The sequence below is a fragment of the Paenibacillus sp. FSL F4-0122 genome (assembly GCF_038002845.1).
GTDB lineage: Bacteria > Bacillota > Bacilli > Paenibacillales > Paenibacillaceae > Paenibacillus_AQ > Paenibacillus_AQ odorifer.
The window spans coordinates 3,522,270-3,537,220 of the sequence record NZ_JBBODI010000001.1 but is presented as its reverse complement, the minus strand read 5'-3'; the positions used below and the strand labels follow the sequence as shown (position 1 = coordinate 3,537,220).

15 protein-coding genes are annotated in these 14,951 nt (G+C 46.2%); 9 read left to right on the top strand and 6 right to left on the bottom strand.

Annotated features, from left to right (window positions below; translation table 11 throughout):
• Together MHH49_RS15270 and MHH49_RS15265 are read right to left on the bottom strand one after the other, a co-directional pair.
• A complete protein-coding gene (locus MHH49_RS15270) occupies nt 1-366 on the bottom strand; it encodes a hypothetical protein (RefSeq protein ID WP_341138228.1) in 366 nt (121 codons plus the stop codon).
• Between the two features lie 126 nt (nt 367-492).
• Nucleotides 493-678, bottom strand: a complete 186-nt coding sequence (locus tag MHH49_RS15265) for a helix-turn-helix transcriptional regulator (RefSeq protein WP_341138227.1) — start codon at nt 676-678, stop codon at nt 493-495.
• 215 nt (nt 679-893) lie between these two features.
• On the opposite strand from MHH49_RS15265, the gene MHH49_RS15260 reads away from it, so the two are divergent.
• From MHH49_RS15260 to nagA, 8 genes are all read left to right on the top strand, one after another.
• Nucleotides 894-1,061 (top strand): hypothetical protein, encoded by a 168-nt coding sequence (locus MHH49_RS15260; protein WP_169744806.1) that lies wholly within the window; start codon nt 894-896, stop codon nt 1,059-1,061.
• Nucleotides 1,062-1,856: 795 nt separating this feature from the next.
• Entirely contained in the window at nt 1,857-2,744 is an 888-nt protein-coding gene (efeO, locus tag MHH49_RS15255; protein ID WP_036679682.1) for an iron uptake system protein EfeO, read from the top strand.
• Between the two features lie 5 nt (nt 2,745-2,749).
• Nucleotides 2,750-4,087 carry an iron uptake transporter deferrochelatase/peroxidase subunit gene (gene efeB, locus MHH49_RS15250; protein ID WP_036679684.1) on the top strand — a complete coding sequence of 446 codons (1,338 nt, stop codon included), beginning with the start codon at nt 2,750-2,752 and terminating at the stop codon, nt 4,085-4,087.
• A 67-nt stretch (nt 4,088-4,154) separates the two neighbouring features.
• On the top strand, nt 4,155-5,930 hold the full coding sequence (locus MHH49_RS15245) for an FTR1 family iron permease (RefSeq protein WP_076103740.1): 1,776 nt from the start codon (nt 4,155-4,157) through the stop codon (nt 5,928-5,930).
• Nucleotides 5,931-6,127: 197 nt separating this feature from the next.
• Nucleotides 6,128-7,108 carry a LacI family DNA-binding transcriptional regulator gene (locus MHH49_RS15240; protein ID WP_036679686.1) on the top strand — a complete coding sequence of 327 codons (981 nt, stop codon included), beginning with the start codon at nt 6,128-6,130 and terminating at the stop codon, nt 7,106-7,108.
• A gap of 228 nt (nt 7,109-7,336) precedes the next feature.
• A complete protein-coding gene (locus MHH49_RS15235; protein ID WP_094903287.1) occupies nt 7,337-8,215 on the top strand; it encodes a MurR/RpiR family transcriptional regulator in 879 nt (292 codons plus the stop codon).
• On the top strand, nt 8,215-8,943 hold the full coding sequence (nagB, locus tag MHH49_RS15230) for a glucosamine-6-phosphate deaminase (RefSeq protein ID WP_094903289.1): 729 nt from the start codon (nt 8,215-8,217) through the stop codon (nt 8,941-8,943). The genes MHH49_RS15235 and nagB overlap by 1 nt, the downstream gene beginning before the upstream one ends.
• Nucleotides 8,931-10,118: an N-acetylglucosamine-6-phosphate deacetylase gene (gene nagA / locus MHH49_RS15225; protein WP_036679691.1), complete on the top strand. Its 1,188-nt coding sequence runs from the start codon at nt 8,931-8,933 to the stop codon at nt 10,116-10,118. Before nagB ends, nagA begins: the two co-directional genes overlap by 13 nt.
• Before the next feature lie 78 nt (nt 10,119-10,196).
• On the opposite strand, the gene MHH49_RS15220 is transcribed toward nagA, so the two are convergent.
• Nucleotides 10,197-11,234, bottom strand: coding sequence for a YhcN/YlaJ family sporulation lipoprotein (locus MHH49_RS15220; RefSeq protein WP_176462659.1), 1,038 nt, complete (start codon nt 11,232-11,234; stop codon nt 10,197-10,199).
• Between the two features lie 201 nt (nt 11,235-11,435).
• Here MHH49_RS15220 and MHH49_RS15215 point away from each other — a divergent pair, with 201 nt between their 5' ends.
• Nucleotides 11,436-12,503: a glycosyltransferase family 4 protein gene (locus MHH49_RS15215; RefSeq protein ID WP_036679693.1), complete on the top strand. Its 1,068-nt coding sequence runs from the start codon at nt 11,436-11,438 to the stop codon at nt 12,501-12,503.
• A gap of 76 nt (nt 12,504-12,579) precedes the next feature.
• On the opposite strand, the gene MHH49_RS15210 is transcribed toward MHH49_RS15215, so the two are convergent.
• From MHH49_RS15210 to MHH49_RS15200, 3 genes are read right to left on the bottom strand one after another with little or no spacing between them, the layout of a single operon-like run.
• Nucleotides 12,580-13,617 (bottom strand): glycosyltransferase family 4 protein, encoded by a 1,038-nt coding sequence (locus tag MHH49_RS15210; protein ID WP_036679694.1) that lies wholly within the window; start codon nt 13,615-13,617, stop codon nt 12,580-12,582.
• Nucleotides 13,614-14,336, bottom strand: a complete 723-nt coding sequence (locus tag MHH49_RS15205; protein WP_036679696.1) for a glycosyltransferase family 2 protein — start codon at nt 14,334-14,336, stop codon at nt 13,614-13,616. Before MHH49_RS15205 ends, MHH49_RS15210 begins: the two co-directional genes overlap by 4 nt.
• Nucleotides 14,337-14,370: 34 nt before the next feature.
• Nucleotides 14,371-14,946 (bottom strand): class I SAM-dependent methyltransferase, encoded by a 576-nt coding sequence (locus tag MHH49_RS15200; RefSeq protein WP_036679697.1) that lies wholly within the window; start codon nt 14,944-14,946, stop codon nt 14,371-14,373.
• Between the last annotated feature and the right edge of the window lie 5 nt (nt 14,947-14,951).

Here is a 14,951-nt window from a genome sequence, read left to right as displayed (position 1 = left end):
TCACAATTCCAGTAGCGACAACCCGAATTTAGTCACAACCTGAATATCACCATCACGACTCACTTTAATTTCAGACAACAGCTTTTTCAAAATAAGCTGCATCTCATCGAATGAATCAAAATCCAGATCTAGTAGCTCATCAAGCATATCCATTACCTGCTCACAAAGTTCGGTTAAATCGGATTTTTTACGTTGTTCCTCTGTCAATTCTGCAAGCCTTTTCTCGCACTGTACAACTTCCTTTTCATATATCGCTTTCTCCATATTGTATTGTTCCTCATCATGGAACTGACCTGACATCTTCTCACGTCGCAGTTTAAATAGGCATTTTCGATTGTCAGCAATTCGCTTCTGTAGCTTTTTCATTTCACTTTCCAAGTCTGATTGACATGCAAAAGGCAACTATTTGGTAGTTCCGAACAGTTGCCTCTTCTTATTAAGAACTTGTACATCAGACATACAAATTTTGAAAAACCAATGAAATCAAGGGTTTTAGCCTTTTGAGAATGGGTGTATTTCAAACCACATCTCATTGGAAATGTGGTTTCGAACTGTTTTTTCGCTGATAAATAATAAGCCAGCGATATCACGAGTCGTTTTGTCCTGCACGAGAAGCTCAAAAACTTCGCGCTCACGATGAGTCAACAGAAATTTGCTGTGGTGTTCGTTCCCCTTCAATGGTGTCACCCCTCCTTGCCCTGGGTTTGTTTGGTATAACAAGGTAAAGGGATACAGTCAAAACATATTATGTATTGTTGATGTTAATGGTGCTGTAACAATTATAAAATGGGCTTAGTTCATTCAAATGCAAAAGCCTGAAATTTTCATGAATAAGAACATCTTTTTTCAGGGTAAACTACGGTTTGTTGTTCCTTATTAAAGGAGGTGTATGTATGAGCCATTCAAAAAACAATCAACCCACCAAAGCAGAAGTACAAACTACGAAATTAAACAAATTACCACTCGTAGGTAAATTCGAACCTGAATTTTCTGCAGAGGAAGCTGCAGAAGTGTTCGAAAACCAACCCTCTGCCGATCATGAATCCCATAATGAACGATAAAAAGCAGATGACCTTTGATCTTATTCTTAAGCAGATCAAACCTTCAAAGAATGGGACTGTCGCATTAACAGCTTAATTAACTATAAATGAGACGGTTCGCTTCATTTAAACATCGTAAACAATATAGAGCAGCGATTCGCCATTAATGGGAATCGCTGCTTTATGTTGTGGACCGTCGGCTGCCCGCTCCAATAGTGTATTCATCAGCCCCTACTGAGGCTTTCGGACCCAGATGGCGTTATTTGCAAATTTATCGCCTTTTGAGCGAAGTTTCGGACTCCAGTGACGCTATTCCTTAGAAACAGGCCCATATTCGGTACTTTTCAAGTCAATAGTGACTATGCGGTCCGATAGCGACTCAAATATCGAATAATGCTGCATTTAGTGTCATCTGAGTCCTTTAGTTACTGCGTATGCCCAAAGATCAACTTGTCGGTTACTGCTGACTACGCATAAAGGTTCGCTGGGGCCTTTACTGCTGCGTACGCGCAAAGGTTCGCTGGGGCTAGAGCTGAGTTCGTTGTTGCTGAATATGCGAAGAGAATAGTTGGGCCGATTACATAGTACTGTGTACGTTCGCTTGTTCGCTGGGGCGGTTACTATTCTGCTTTTTCAATTGTAATCGGATACATTACCACAAACCATACTCCCAACCCTGGGAGTTTTTTGTCGGGCAATTATTACAATGAGATACATCACATTTTTATATTGACAGTAATTGTATACGGACTTATGATAAGTCCAGCATAATTGATAACGATTATCATTTAGATATAAAAAAGGGGTGTTTTTTTAATGAAATTTACTTATGCGGTGCCTGCAGGTCTGCTTGCAGCCTCCATACTATTTACCGGATGTGCCAATAACAACAATTCTACAAATACTGCTACCAACAGCACTACAGCCACCAACACACCGACGACTGCTGCGGCTACCAACACACCGGAGACTGCCGCCGCTGACTTCACGTCAGCTATAGATCAATATCGCACATACGTCATCCAGCAATGTGATGAATTTGTTAAGCAAACAGAGAGTTTCACCAACGCTGTAAAAGAGGACAAGATTGATGAGGCTAAGGCGCTCTATGCTCCTGCCCGCATGTATTATGAACGGATTGAGCCTATTGCAGAAGCACTTGGCGACTTGGACCCAAATATCGATGCCCGGGAAAATGATGTAGATGCGGCAGAGTGGCGCGGTTTCCACAAGCTTGAGAAAGCACTCTGGCAGGACAATACAACTAAAGATATGACAGAAGTTGCTGACCAATTGTTGAAGGATGCACAGCTGTTACGTGCGAAAGTTGAGACCGTTGAGATCGACGCGAATCTGCTCGTAACTGGTGCTGTTGAGCTTTTAAATGAAGTCTCCTCCTCCAAAGTAACCGGAGAGGAAGAACGTTACTCGCACACAGACCTGTATGATTTCGTCGCAAACGTTGAGGGCGCGCAAAAGATATACGAGCTGTTAAAACCAGAACTAGCTAAAAAGGATGCCGATCTTGAAAAAACCATTGGTGAACGATTCGCTGCCTTGCAAGCTGAGCTTGCCCCTTTCAAATCCGGAGATGGATATGTTTCCTATGAAGAGCTGAAAGAAGATGAAGTACGTAAACTGAGTCAGAATTTGGACGCCTTGGCTGAGCCATTGTCCAACATGGGAACTATTCTAGGAGTGTGACCCTCATGAATAAACATAACAAGTTCACTGGAGTACCAGGTAATCCTGAAAGTCCCCCTCTTAATGATCAATCGAAGAATCAGCCTATATTTGGTAAAAAATTAAGCCGCCGCGATATGCTGCGGCTTACTGGCGCCACTGGCCTTGGTCTTTTGTTAGGGGGCGGAGGTGTCGGTGGAATTATAGCTGCGCGTAATGCTGTAGCTGAGCCAACGAAAGCCGCAGAAGGTGATTCCAGTTCCATTCCTTTTTATGGGAGCCATCAGGCGGGAATTTTGACACCTGCACAAAACTTTATTTATTTTGCTGCCTTTGATTTCACCACAACCAAACTGGCCGATGTGAAAAAACTAATGCAAGCATGGACCACTGCCGCTGCCGCTCTTACTACTGGCGAGCTTATTGGTGACGTAAATGACAATCCCAATCTTCCGCCCTCAGACACCGGGGAAGCGGACGGGCTAAACCCTGCACGGTGTACGCTGACCTTTGGTGTTGGCCCTTCCTTTTTTGATGAAAGATTCGGCTTAGCTTCGAAACGCCCAGCCCTATTGGCCGATCTTCCGGCATTTGCGGGTGACAATCTTGATCCGAAATGGTGTGGCGGGGATATTTGTGTGCAAGCCTGTGCCGATGATCTGCAGGTTGCATTTCATGCGATCCGCAATCTGGCTCGTATTGCCCGGGGGACTGCTGTACTACGCTGGACACAGGAAGGTTTTCAACGCACTGGAGCAGCGGATCCCAAGGGGGCTACGCCACGCAATCTTTTGGGTTTCAAAGACGGCACGGGCAATCCCGATACAACTGATAACGCTGAAATGAACAAAGTGGTCTGGAACAGCAGCAGTGACGGTCCTTCTTGGATGAGCGGCGGCACTTATATGGCGGTACGCCGGGTGCGTCTGCGTATTGAAGTCTGGGATCGGTCTTCGCTAAGTGATCAGGAGGCTACCTTCGGGCGTTATCGTCACACCGGAGCTCCACTCGGAGCTAAGGATGAATTCGATGAGTTGGATCTTTCAGCGGCGGACGCTTTCGGGAAACCTGTCATTCCGGCGAATTCACACTCCGCATTGGCGCATGGTGACGGTACAGTCAAAATGCTGCGCCGCTCCTACTCTTTTTCCAGCGGTTTGGATGTCACCACGGGCCAGCTTGATGCAGGTTTGTTATTCATAAGCTTTCAACGTGATTTAATGAAACAATTCGTTGCCATTCAGCAGCGCCTCTCTAAGACTGATCTCCTGAACGAATATATGACTCACACCGGCAGCGCGGTATTTGCCTGCTTCCCGGGTATCCGCAGTGGCGGCTTTATCGGGGAAACACTACTAAGCTAAATTTATGGCTGTCCATTATTGAAGGGGGATTATCCCGATGTTATCTCTTACGCATCCTAAACGGCAAATGCCAAAGGTTGCCTTGCTGATTCTTTTTGGCTTTTTGTGTATGCTTTTGCTCTCCAGCCCCGCGGGGGCGGAGGGCGATGGCACGGTCGACGAGCTCCTGCCGCCGGTCGGCAGCGCGCTCGTCGAAGCCGGCCAGAGCCGCTGGGACGCGGCCGCCGCCGATGTAGAAGTGTTCGCTGCGCTGTGGCGCACCGCGAACACAGGCACGCCGGACCCGGCACTCGCCGGTCCGGCTGCTGCCGTTGACGCCGCGCTTGCAGACGCGGCGAAAGCCCTTGCGGCGGGCGGCGGCGAGCCCGCCAAAACCGCACTGTCCACGCTCGCGAGAAGCGTGGACGCGTACGTCACCGCCGCCTCCGGCACGGTCGGCGGTGACACTGGAGCCGCCGGACGCGAGACGGCGGCGAAGCTTTTGCCCGCGGCGGAACGCACGCGGGATGCGGCGCGCAGCGCCGACTGGAGCGCGGCAGCGGCAGCGTACCGCGACATCGTCAGCGGATGGAAGCCGGCGGAGCGCAACATCCGGGCGGACGATTCCGCCGTCTACAGCCTGCTGGAGACGCGAATAAGCCTGCTGCGGATTGCGCTGCAGGCTGAACCGCTCCGTGAGGCGTCGGCGAAATCGGAAGCAGAAGCACTATATCAGCTGCTGGCTGATTACAGTGAAGGCAAAACCATTGACGCTGGGGACACTTCCAGTGAACCAGCTTCTATAGAGGGATTAATCAACTACCTGAACAAAGCATCCTCCGCTGCCAAAGACAATAACAGCACAGAGGCCGCTAACATCATGGAGCAATTCATCGTAGCCTGGCCTTCTGCCGAAGGGCAAGTCCAGATCGCCTCACCAACAGTCTACAACAATATCGAAAACGAGAGTGCGGCTGTCACAGGTTACCTGCTCTCAAATCCACCTAAACTGGATCAAGCTTTAACCATCATGGACAATATGCTTAGTGAACTAACGCCTTTGGCTGGTGAGACCACTTATAATGCTTGGGATGCCGCTTTGATTCTGTTGCGCGAAGGACTTGAGGCTATTCTCGTCTTGTCAGCTCTTCTTGCTTACCTGAAACGTGATGGCAACGCCAAAGCGCAAAAATGGATCTGGTCCGGTGCAGCTGTCGGCCTCACCGCAAGTATCGGATTGGCTGTTGTGCTCACTTATACCATTTCTCGGGCAGCTTCCGGGGGAGCGCGGGAGATGATTGAAGGGATTACTGGTCTTGTCGCGGTAGTTATGATGCTCACCATCGGACGCTGGTTGCATAGCAAATCAAACACTGCGAACTGGAACAACTACGTGGGTAGGCAAGTTGATGGCGCGCTGGCCAAAGGAAACCTTTGGTCACTGTCCTCCGTTGCAGCGCTTGCGATTTTACGTGAAGGTGCAGAGACTACTATTTTTTATGTGGGCATGGCTCCATCCATCAAGCTGTCTCAATTACTGCTTGGGATTGGATGTGCTCTGATTATTCTTGGTATTGTAGGTTATGCAATGATTGCCTTGAGTGCAAAATTACCGATTGCCGCCTTCTTCCGTACAGCTACAATTCTTATTTATTACCTAGTATTCCGCTTTCTTGGGGAGAGCATTCACTCGCTTCAGGTCGCTGGCAAACTTCCTGCGCATGTACAAGAGGGCTTGCCTTCAATTAACTGGCTTGGCATGTATCCAACTTGGGAAACCTTGCTTCCACAGCTGCTTGTCCTGCTGTTTATTGTGTGGGAGCTGCTTCGGAACAGATCGCCAAAAGCTTCACGAACAGCTTAGTTTTATTAATACAATAGATCTACCGGTCCGTCACGCCCTTGTGGTTACGCCGGTTTAGTCCGGTAATCTCTTGCATTTACAGTCTAATTTATGAAATGGATTCCATAGCAAGCTTTTTATTTGGGAGGTTATTTGCGGACAATATGATAAAATAAAATGACTATACACAAGCACCAAAGGGAGGCTGTTGTACTCTAATGGCTAATATTAAAGAAATTGCCCGTATGGCTGGTGTTTCCGTGACAACAGTCTCGCGGGTGCTCAATAATCACCCTTATGTAAGTGAAGTCAAACGAACCGCAGTTCTAACTACAATTGAAAAATTAAACTACACGCGTAATATGAACGCTGTGCATCTGATCACTGGGCGGACTCAAGCTATAGCTGTTATTATTCCGTATACCAACTTATTTTATTTCTCAGTCATTATAGCAGGCTTGGCTCAAGAAGCACTGCTGGCTCAATACCGGCTCGTTCTGTGCCAAACCGATTATCGTACTGAAGAAGAAATTAAGGTGCTTGAGATGCTGCGCAATAAAGAAATTGACGGTGTGGTTATGGTCTCTTCAACAATGAGCTCAGAAGCTATTGAAGAATATACAGCTTATGGCCCTATTGTGGTATGTCAGGATAGAGGAGAACGCCAATTTTCTTCTGTATATATTGAGCATTATTCTGCTTTTCGCAGCGGCCTTCAATATTTGAATGATAAAGGTTACCGCCATATTGGCTACTGTGAAGGAAGACCATACGGCAGCAGCAGCTCTATCCGACAAATTGCCTTTAGAGACTTTCTGGCGGCTACAGATCAGCCTTACATTGATGAATGGATGATCTATAACTGTGTGACCGAAGAGGACGGTGCCCGCGTACTACACCAACTGCTGCAGATGAAGAATCGTCCTGATGCCCTGATTATTTCAGCAGGCGATCATATAGCGGCTGGTTTAATCATCGAAGCTTGGAAAAAGGGTATCCGCATTCCTGAGGATCTGGCCGTCATCGGATTTGATGATCAGCCTATCGGCCGAACGTTAGGTCTGACCACTGTAGATAATCAGTTAACTGAAATGGGCATATCCGCTTTTCGGATTATCTATGATCAGATCCAGCGAAATGATGGACAACCCGTTCACCGCAAGCTTGAGTACCGTATTATAGAACGCAATACAGTATAGCATCCCTTTTATCTTATATCTCCGTAATTACATCATTTAACGGTCCACTTTGCAGCCTTCTGCGAGTAGGCCGTTTTTTATTTTTGCATATTCCCCTCAAGTATTCATTTTTATCCCTTGCTTCCGAATGGAATTTGTTTTATCCTAAGTATGAAAATAATTTTCTACATTTAGTTAATAATTATAAAAATAATTTCAATACCCCATTGAAACGAGGTGGATGAATGGATGTCCCCAATACTGCATGCACTCGAGCATGAGAAGGCCAAGCTCTCTCAAATGGAACGAAAGCTGGCTGAACGAATTCTCTCCTCACCAGGCGAAATCGTTCATATGGGCATTACAGAATTAGCAGAACAATGCGGAATAAGCCCGGCAACGATCACCCGTTTCTGTAAGGTGCTTCATTTTAAAGGCTTCCCCGACTTCAAGGTGAAGCTGGCAGCAGAAATTGCTCATAGTGATGTCGCGCCGCAGGATGGTGGCTCTTCTTATCAAGATATTGTAGCAGGCAACCCACTCTCCGTGATTGTGGAAGCGATGCAGACGAACCATCTGACCTCCATCAGGGACACTACTTCCCTGTTAGATCTGGAGCGACTGCAGGCAGCAGTTAATTTATTGTGCCAAGCACGCCGCGTTGATCTATACGGGATGGCGACCTCTTCCATTGTTGCTCAGGATTTCTATCAGAAGCTGATCCGCATTGGCGTAAATTGCACTGCTTTTGCTGATTCCCATATGCAGATTACCTCTGCTTCATCACTCTCCGAAGGTGATGTCGTGTTCGCAGTATCCTATTCGGGAGAGACTCCCGAGACCATTGATGCCTTGATGTGTGCGAAGGCTAGCGGAGCAAGCACTATCGCACTAACCTCTTATGGCAGCAGCACCTTGGCTACTCTGGCGGATATCCCCCTATTCTCCTCATCTTTGGAGAAAGGTATGCGCCGGGGAGACATGGCCTCACGCATAGCTCAGCTTCACATCATTGATATTTTGTTCACTGGAATGGTCAGCACCCGTTTTGGGGATTTTATTCCTAGACTGGAGCAATCTTATCTCAATGTCCAACAATACCGAAACAAACGAGGAGGACAATCCTAATGAATATTCTAAAGTTCCATAGTGATGAAGATTTCGTACAAACGGGTGCGAATCTTATCGCCAGCCTACTGCAAAGCAATCCTAAAGCCGTGCTCGGTCTTGCGACTGGAAGCTCCCCAGTTGGTGTTTATGCCAAATTGGTTGAAATGCACCAAAAAGGACTTGTGAGTTTCTCTAAAGCAACTTCCTTTAATCTGGATGAGTATATCGGCTTGCCTGTCGACCATCCACAGAGCTATCGCAGTTTCATGAACGAGCAATTATTTAACCATATAGATATTGATCCAGGACAGACACATATCCCTAACGGAAACGCAGCGGATATGGAAGCAGAATGCCTTGCATACGATAAAATGCTGGAAGAAAACGGACCCGTTGACTTGCAGATTCTCGGTATTGGCAGCAACGGCCACATTGGATTCAACGAACCCGATGCTAACCTCAGCAGCAAAACCCATGTCGTTGACCTGCTTGATGATACCCGGGAAGCGAATGCCAGATTCTTCGACAGTTTGGACGAGGTACCTCGGCAAGCGATCACAATGGGCATTGGAGGCATCCTAAAAGCACGCCAAATTCTCTTATTAGTTCGTGGTGCCAGCAAAGCTGAAGCCATCCGCAATGCTGTTGAAGGCCCGATTACAACCCAATGCCCTGCATCCTTGCTGCAGAGCCATCCAAATGTAATCGTTCTCGTAGATGAAGGAGCAGGCAAATGGCTGAAATAAATAAAGAACTAGAACAGTTGCTGTTCGGTAAGGTACTGACTCCCCAAGGTTTAATTGAGCATGGTGTGATTGCCGTATCTGGAGAGCAGATCCACTATGCTGGCGATGCGGCTTGGCTCCCAGAGCGTTACGCTCATTGGCCTGCCAGTGGTCAAGCAACGGATCTTCTGATCCCCGGATTTGTAGATGTACATGTTCATGGTGGAGCTGGCCACGATTTTATGTACAGTGATACTGAATCGCTGAATGCCATCACTAAGTTCCATAGTTCCCAAGGAACAACAACAATGCTGGCTACAACCATGACCGCTTCCAAGTCTGCTATTGACCAAGTATTCTCCGAAGTCAGCGCTTATCGTGCTGCTGAAATGCCTTACACACAAATTGCAGGCATGCATCTGGAAGGACCCTTCATCAGCCCGAAATGGTCCGGCGCACAAAATCCAGAGCATATTGTTCCTGCCAATATTGAGTGGCTAGCACAATGGGAGAACGATTATCCAGGAATGATCCGGCAAGTCACGCTTGCTCCGGAACGTGAAGGTGCCCTCGAAGCTATTCTCTGGCTGCGCAAGCACGGTATAACTGCAGCGCTCGGGCATACGGATGCTTCCTTTGAAGAGGTTATTGCCGCAGCAGATGCTGGACTTAACCAAGCTGTGCATATGTTCAATGCGATGACACCCCTACATCACCGTAAACCTGGAGCGGCTGGAGCTATTTTGTTCGATAAACGCATTCGCGCAGAGATTATAGCCGACGGGATTCATGTTCATCCCGCAGCCATTTCTATATTGACCCGTCTCAAGAAAGAGAACAATTTATTACTGATTACTGATGCCATGTCTGCAACTGGACTTAGTGATGGTGAATATACAATTGGTGATTTACCTGTACTCGTTCAAGATGGCATCGCCACCCTTAAAGATAATCCTGCTGCTCTAGCTGGAAGCACACTAACGATGATTCGCGGCTTCCGTTATCTGATCCAAGAGGTAGGACTCAGCTTGGAAGAAGCCTCCCGTGCTGCAAGCCTTACGCCAGCGGCGTCCATTGGAATGGAGCGTAGCATTGGTTCCTTGGAGGCTGGAAAACGCGGCGATATCCTGCGCCTTGATGCTGAATTTAATATTTGCGGCGTATGGATCGGCGGACGTCCAATCACCACTTCATAAAATTAGCTCCAAACAAAAAAGCAACAATTCTCTCCAGATGGTGAGATTGTTGCTTTTTTATTTAGATCACAATAATCATTAATAATTACGTGTTGGAAAAATTCGTTCAACCATGGTACGGAATTCATCCACAAATCCTTTTATCGGATGACCAGCACGAGCCTCTTCAGCATAAACATTAGCGCGTTCCACGAAGTCAGGATTTGCTGATACGTATACATCCTTAATTCTCGCATCATGTTTTTTAACTTCTGCAGCAATTTTATCTTTAATTGCTTTGGTAACTGTTTCTGTTTCTCTTGTATTTATGGTGTTATTTGTGTTATTTGAGTTATTCGTGCTATTGGTGTTGTACATATGCGTCGAATTACTTCTGTAATTCGTGTCATGGGTACTAGGAGTGGTACTGCGCATGCCCATGCCCATTCCAGTTCCCATACCTTTTCCCATCCCCATATCTACATCATGTTTCGAGCCATCGCTGTTCAGCAGAGGACCATTATTATAAGTATGGTTTCTTGTCGTACCTGTTCCCATAGTACCTGTACCTGTACCCAACATACCCGCTCCCAAATTACCCATACCATTGATTCCATTTCTGGTTGCCGGTCCAGTACTTGTTGTACCAGGAACTGTATTTACAGTACCTCTTAAGGCTCCGTTCATACCATTTGTTACGGCTCCAGTATCATTCATTCCATCACGGCCAATTTTCACTCTTCCTGTACCAGACATTACGCCAGTCGGTCCATAATTGTGAGGAGTGGTTGAAGATTTTGCCCGATACGATGGAGTCCCTTTGGCACGCAGGCCAGCAGTTGCATCATTTAAAGTTACTGCTACATACGCGCTATTTCCTGCAAGCATTACATTCGCTGAACGGACTTCAGGCATAGCAGCAATCCGGTCTGCAAGCTCCTGACTAACTTCCATCTTAGTGATGTTATGCGTGCCACCGCGTACGGAATTTACACCAATACGCCCATCATTTACTCCCCGGACACTATTGGTTTGCACATTAGATTTTTCTGCCGTATTGGTTCCACACCCTGTAATACTCACCAAGCCGAGAAGCAATGCAGCTGAGACTGACATACTGATCTTGGATCGCAACATGAATTCATCCTCCATCTCTAATGTTGTATGTGTGCAGTGTACGATCGTTAGGATGACCTTCTGAAGAACAAGCTATCCTGAAAGGATTTGGAACTATGCCACTTTGACCGTCACCCGCGAGTGCAGATCGGCGTATCTTATAAACAGTAAGCCATATCTCAACAAGTCGGTATTGCTCCGCAAAAGTCAGGAGGCTTGTGCATGAAAGTTCTATTTACGTTTTATGTACCGAGTGGCGGGGTGGAGACATTAAATAAGCTGCGATGTGAAAGTCTCCAGCGAAGTGGGATCGAATGCCATGTTTTATATCTAATGCCGGGTTCAGGCCAGAATACGACCAATTTTCCGGTATTTGTCTCATCTTCAGATGAAGAAATTAAAAATTTGCTGGATACCCATAATTACGATGCTATTATTGTTACATCAGATTATTTATTACTGAAACGTCTGCGTGAACTCGGTTACCGCGGTATTATGATATACGAATCTCAAGGCCTTGGAAAACGCAGTCATGCGGAAACTCTGATCAGAGATGCTGTCCCTTATTTACGTTCTTATTGTAATGCGGTACTAATCCCGCCAACCGATCATTTGTTGGAGCTGTTTATTGAAATCTGTCCCTGGCTGCATCGTTATGTAATTCCGAATATTGTTGATGTCCAGTCCTTTCAGCATATCCCTGCTGAACCTCCGGCTAATCCGGTTATCGCTTGGGTAGGCCGGCTAGAGAGCAATAAAAATTGGCGGGAATACTTGAGAATCGCCCATGAAATTCGCCTTTATAAACCAGATCTTCATTTGTGGATGTTCCATGATCCTAATTTAGCCGCAGAGGATCAAAAACAATCCTTTCAGGAGGAGCTACACGCCTTAGGGCTGAATGATCGTCTAAGTACTTTTACCAATATTCCTAATCATGTAATGCCGATTTATTATTCCTCGATAGCCAATTCTGGTGGATTCCTGTTAGCCACCTCCATTACAGAAGGATTTGGATATGCTGTTGCCGAAGCGATTTGCTGCACTTGTCCAGTACTTAGTACAGATTCCGATGGTGTCAGATCCTTTATTGTTCATAATGTCACGGGTAAATTTTACCCGCTTGGCAATATTCCAACTGCCGTCAACGAAGGACTGGAGCTTATGAACAATATTCCTCTGCGAGAGGGTCTCCGCCAGCAAGGAAGAGGATATATGGTCTCACGCTTCGGAACCGAGAAGTATGCGCAGTCTTTTCGTGAAATGATGAATTCATATGCCATCTTCTAACCGAAATCAAGCAAAAAAACCTTCAAGCCACTTCTCAAGTGGTACTGAAGGTTTTTTATATTTTAAGGACATATTACTAAGAGTTCCTCGCTACGATCTCAAACAGTGCATTCTGAAACAATTGTGTGCTTTTTTCCCAAGTGAAATGCTGTGAATCCTGCTCCCCCTTACGAGCCAGCCGCTGGCGTAAATCCGGGTCTTTAATTAAGGTTATGATATCATCCGCGAGCCGATTCTCAAACCGGTAGGACATTAAGCAGTTGTGGCCATGCCTGCCATATTCCATATTCCCACCGGAGTAAACAGTAACGAGTGCTGCTCCACAACGCATAGCCTCGATGCCTGGTAGCGATCCCGTATCATACGTACTTGAGCTTACAAAAATATCACTCTCACTATAATGGTAACAAAGTTCAGTATCATTTGCAGGAGTCCTTATATGATATCGTTCATCCATTAATAAAGTTTGCAGTGTAGTCGACTCAGCAAATTCACCAGGAGGAATAATCAAATAAAGTTCAACTTCTGGATGAAGTCTTCTGACCCGATTTAACTGTTCAAGCAAATAATCTTGTTCACGATGACCTGAGAATCCTCCCTCCGGCTTTCGCATAACCGCGGAAACTACAAGCTTATTTTCAGGTTCACGAATGTTCAGGTTTCTAAAAACAGGATTCACACCAATGGGCACGATTGTCCCCTTAATGCCATGATTCATCTGGACGATTTCTTGCTGCCAGCGGGAAAGTACGAGCAGATTGCTGGTTAAACTATAAGATGCAAAAGAACGGCTATTGTCAGGTAAAAAAGTGGGCTCGTAGCAAAGTGCTAAGCGAATATGAATCCCTTTTCCCTCATTACTTGCCTGCTGCGATACCTCGACTGTGGTATAAAAGTTGGAGACAATCACGTCCCCCACTGGAAAATCGCTGGCCGACAAATCATCATCTGCCGCATAACGCAATTCACAATTTATCTCGTATTCAACGACACCATCGCTGGGCAAGAGGATCGTAATTTCATGACCGATCTCTGACAGACGATTAGCCAGTTCTGCCAGCATCCGTTGTGCTCCGCCCCTAGATAGAGTTAGAACAGGAAATATTAATTTCATTCCCCTCTCTCCTTTAGCAGCAGATGCGATAGAACCCCGTGATGTTTTGCTTGTACCAGTTCTATCTCTCTTTTCTGCGCCTCACTATGAATCACTGAGCCCATCTCTTGATGCACTCGATAATCAAGCTGCGGATGCTCAATATAAGACCAGCTAAAATGCGGTAAAATACGCAGCCATAAATCATAATCTTGAGTATATAACAACATTTCATCGAACGTTCCTACAGCACGAAATATATCCATATGAAGAAGAACTGTACTCCCATTCACCGGACAACCCAACATCATAGTCTCAATAAAATGGGCCCTGCTGCTAAAAAGCATACTTACCGTATCTGAGATCCGTTCTCCCTGCTCATTTATATAATAATAGGCTGTATAGTTAAATAAAGTGCCCGTACTTTTGAGCTTTTCTATTTGGTTTTTGATTTTATCCGGGTGAAATTGATCATCTGCACTGAGCCAGGCAAAATACGTTCCGGTAGCCACTTCTATCCCTTTGTTCAAAGCAGAGGCCGTCCCGCCATTATCCTTTTGTATATAAATGATCCTGTCACGGAAGGGAGTCAACTTCTCCAGCCATAGGGTAGAACCGTCGTCGACAACAATGAGTTCTATATTCGGATAGCTTTGATTCAAGACACTTTGGATGGCGAGATCCACATACGAACAGTTATAAAATGGGATGATCACCGATACTTTAGGTTCTTCACTCATACGCGCTCACCTCCTTCACCCGGAGCTCAACTTTTTATACTGTTTTACAAGCAAGCAAGGCATCTACTGGTGCATGGTCTTCACCGAACGCTTCTCGAAACGATGGGTTTTGGGCATGATGGAAGCCTTTCAGTACCGTTACCTCATACCCCAGTGCAATAAAATCCTCCGGCTCCCATCCGCTCCGGTGCTTTTGATAATGCTCCCCCTGCAAATGATAATGATCCATACCCTCCTGTGGAAAAAAGCCCCGAGGGGTAAATACAACTACTCGGTTATTGGCGATTCTTTCGGCCATCCCGAGCAGTGTCTTCGCTTCATTTTTATTAAAGTGCTCTATTGAATCAATAAAGGTAACCGCTGAAAATGTTTTGGGGAGGAACAATTTATCCATATGACTGGCATCTGCATGTACCGGAATAATATGAGGTGACTTATATTGACGATGCAGCAGGTACGGCCTGTGAATTTCTAATCCAAGCACTACTGCGGCTTCATATCGTTCAAGCAGGGTACCGGTGCCGCTGCCGATATCCAGAATACTCTCGCAGAATTTCAACTGTTCCAGTAAGACTGGCAGAAAGTCATTCACTTCAATTTCCCGGTACATTACCT

Bases quoted from the DNA above. Each gene is read 5' to 3' on its own strand.
- MHH49_RS15270 (WP_341138228.1), bottom strand. From the start codon at position 366: ATGAAAAAGCTACAGAAGCGAATTGCTGACAATCGAAAATGCCTATTT.
- MHH49_RS15260 (WP_169744806.1), top strand. From the start codon at position 894: ATGAGCCATTCAAAAAACAATCAACCCACCAAAGCAGAAGTACAAACT.
- efeO (WP_036679682.1), top strand. From the start codon at position 1,857: ATGAAATTTACTTATGCGGTGCCTGCAGGTCTGCTTGCAGCCTCCATA.
- efeB (WP_036679684.1), top strand. From the start codon at position 2,750: ATGAATAAACATAACAAGTTCACTGGAGTACCAGGTAATCCTGAAAGT.
- MHH49_RS15245 (WP_076103740.1), top strand. From the start codon at position 4,155: ATGCCAAAGGTTGCCTTGCTGATTCTTTTTGGCTTTTTGTGTATGCTT.
- MHH49_RS15240 (WP_036679686.1), top strand. From the start codon at position 6,128: ATGGCTAATATTAAAGAAATTGCCCGTATGGCTGGTGTTTCCGTGACA.
- MHH49_RS15235 (WP_094903287.1), top strand. From the start codon at position 7,337: ATGTCCCCAATACTGCATGCACTCGAGCATGAGAAGGCCAAGCTCTCT.
- nagB (WP_094903289.1), top strand. From the start codon at position 8,215: ATGAATATTCTAAAGTTCCATAGTGATGAAGATTTCGTACAAACGGGT.
- nagA (WP_036679691.1), top strand. From the start codon at position 8,931: ATGGCTGAAATAAATAAAGAACTAGAACAGTTGCTGTTCGGTAAGGTA.
- MHH49_RS15220 (WP_176462659.1), bottom strand. From the start codon at position 11,234: ATGTTGCGATCCAAGATCAGTATGTCAGTCTCAGCTGCATTGCTTCTC.
- MHH49_RS15215 (WP_036679693.1), top strand. From the start codon at position 11,436: ATGAAAGTTCTATTTACGTTTTATGTACCGAGTGGCGGGGTGGAGACA.
- MHH49_RS15210 (WP_036679694.1), bottom strand. From the start codon at position 13,617: ATGAAATTAATATTTCCTGTTCTAACTCTATCTAGGGGCGGAGCACAA.
- MHH49_RS15205 (WP_036679696.1), bottom strand. From the start codon at position 14,336: ATGAGTGAAGAACCTAAAGTATCGGTGATCATCCCATTTTATAACTGT.
- MHH49_RS15200 (WP_036679697.1), bottom strand. From the start codon at position 14,946: ATGTACCGGGAAATTGAAGTGAATGACTTTCTGCCAGTCTTACTGGAA.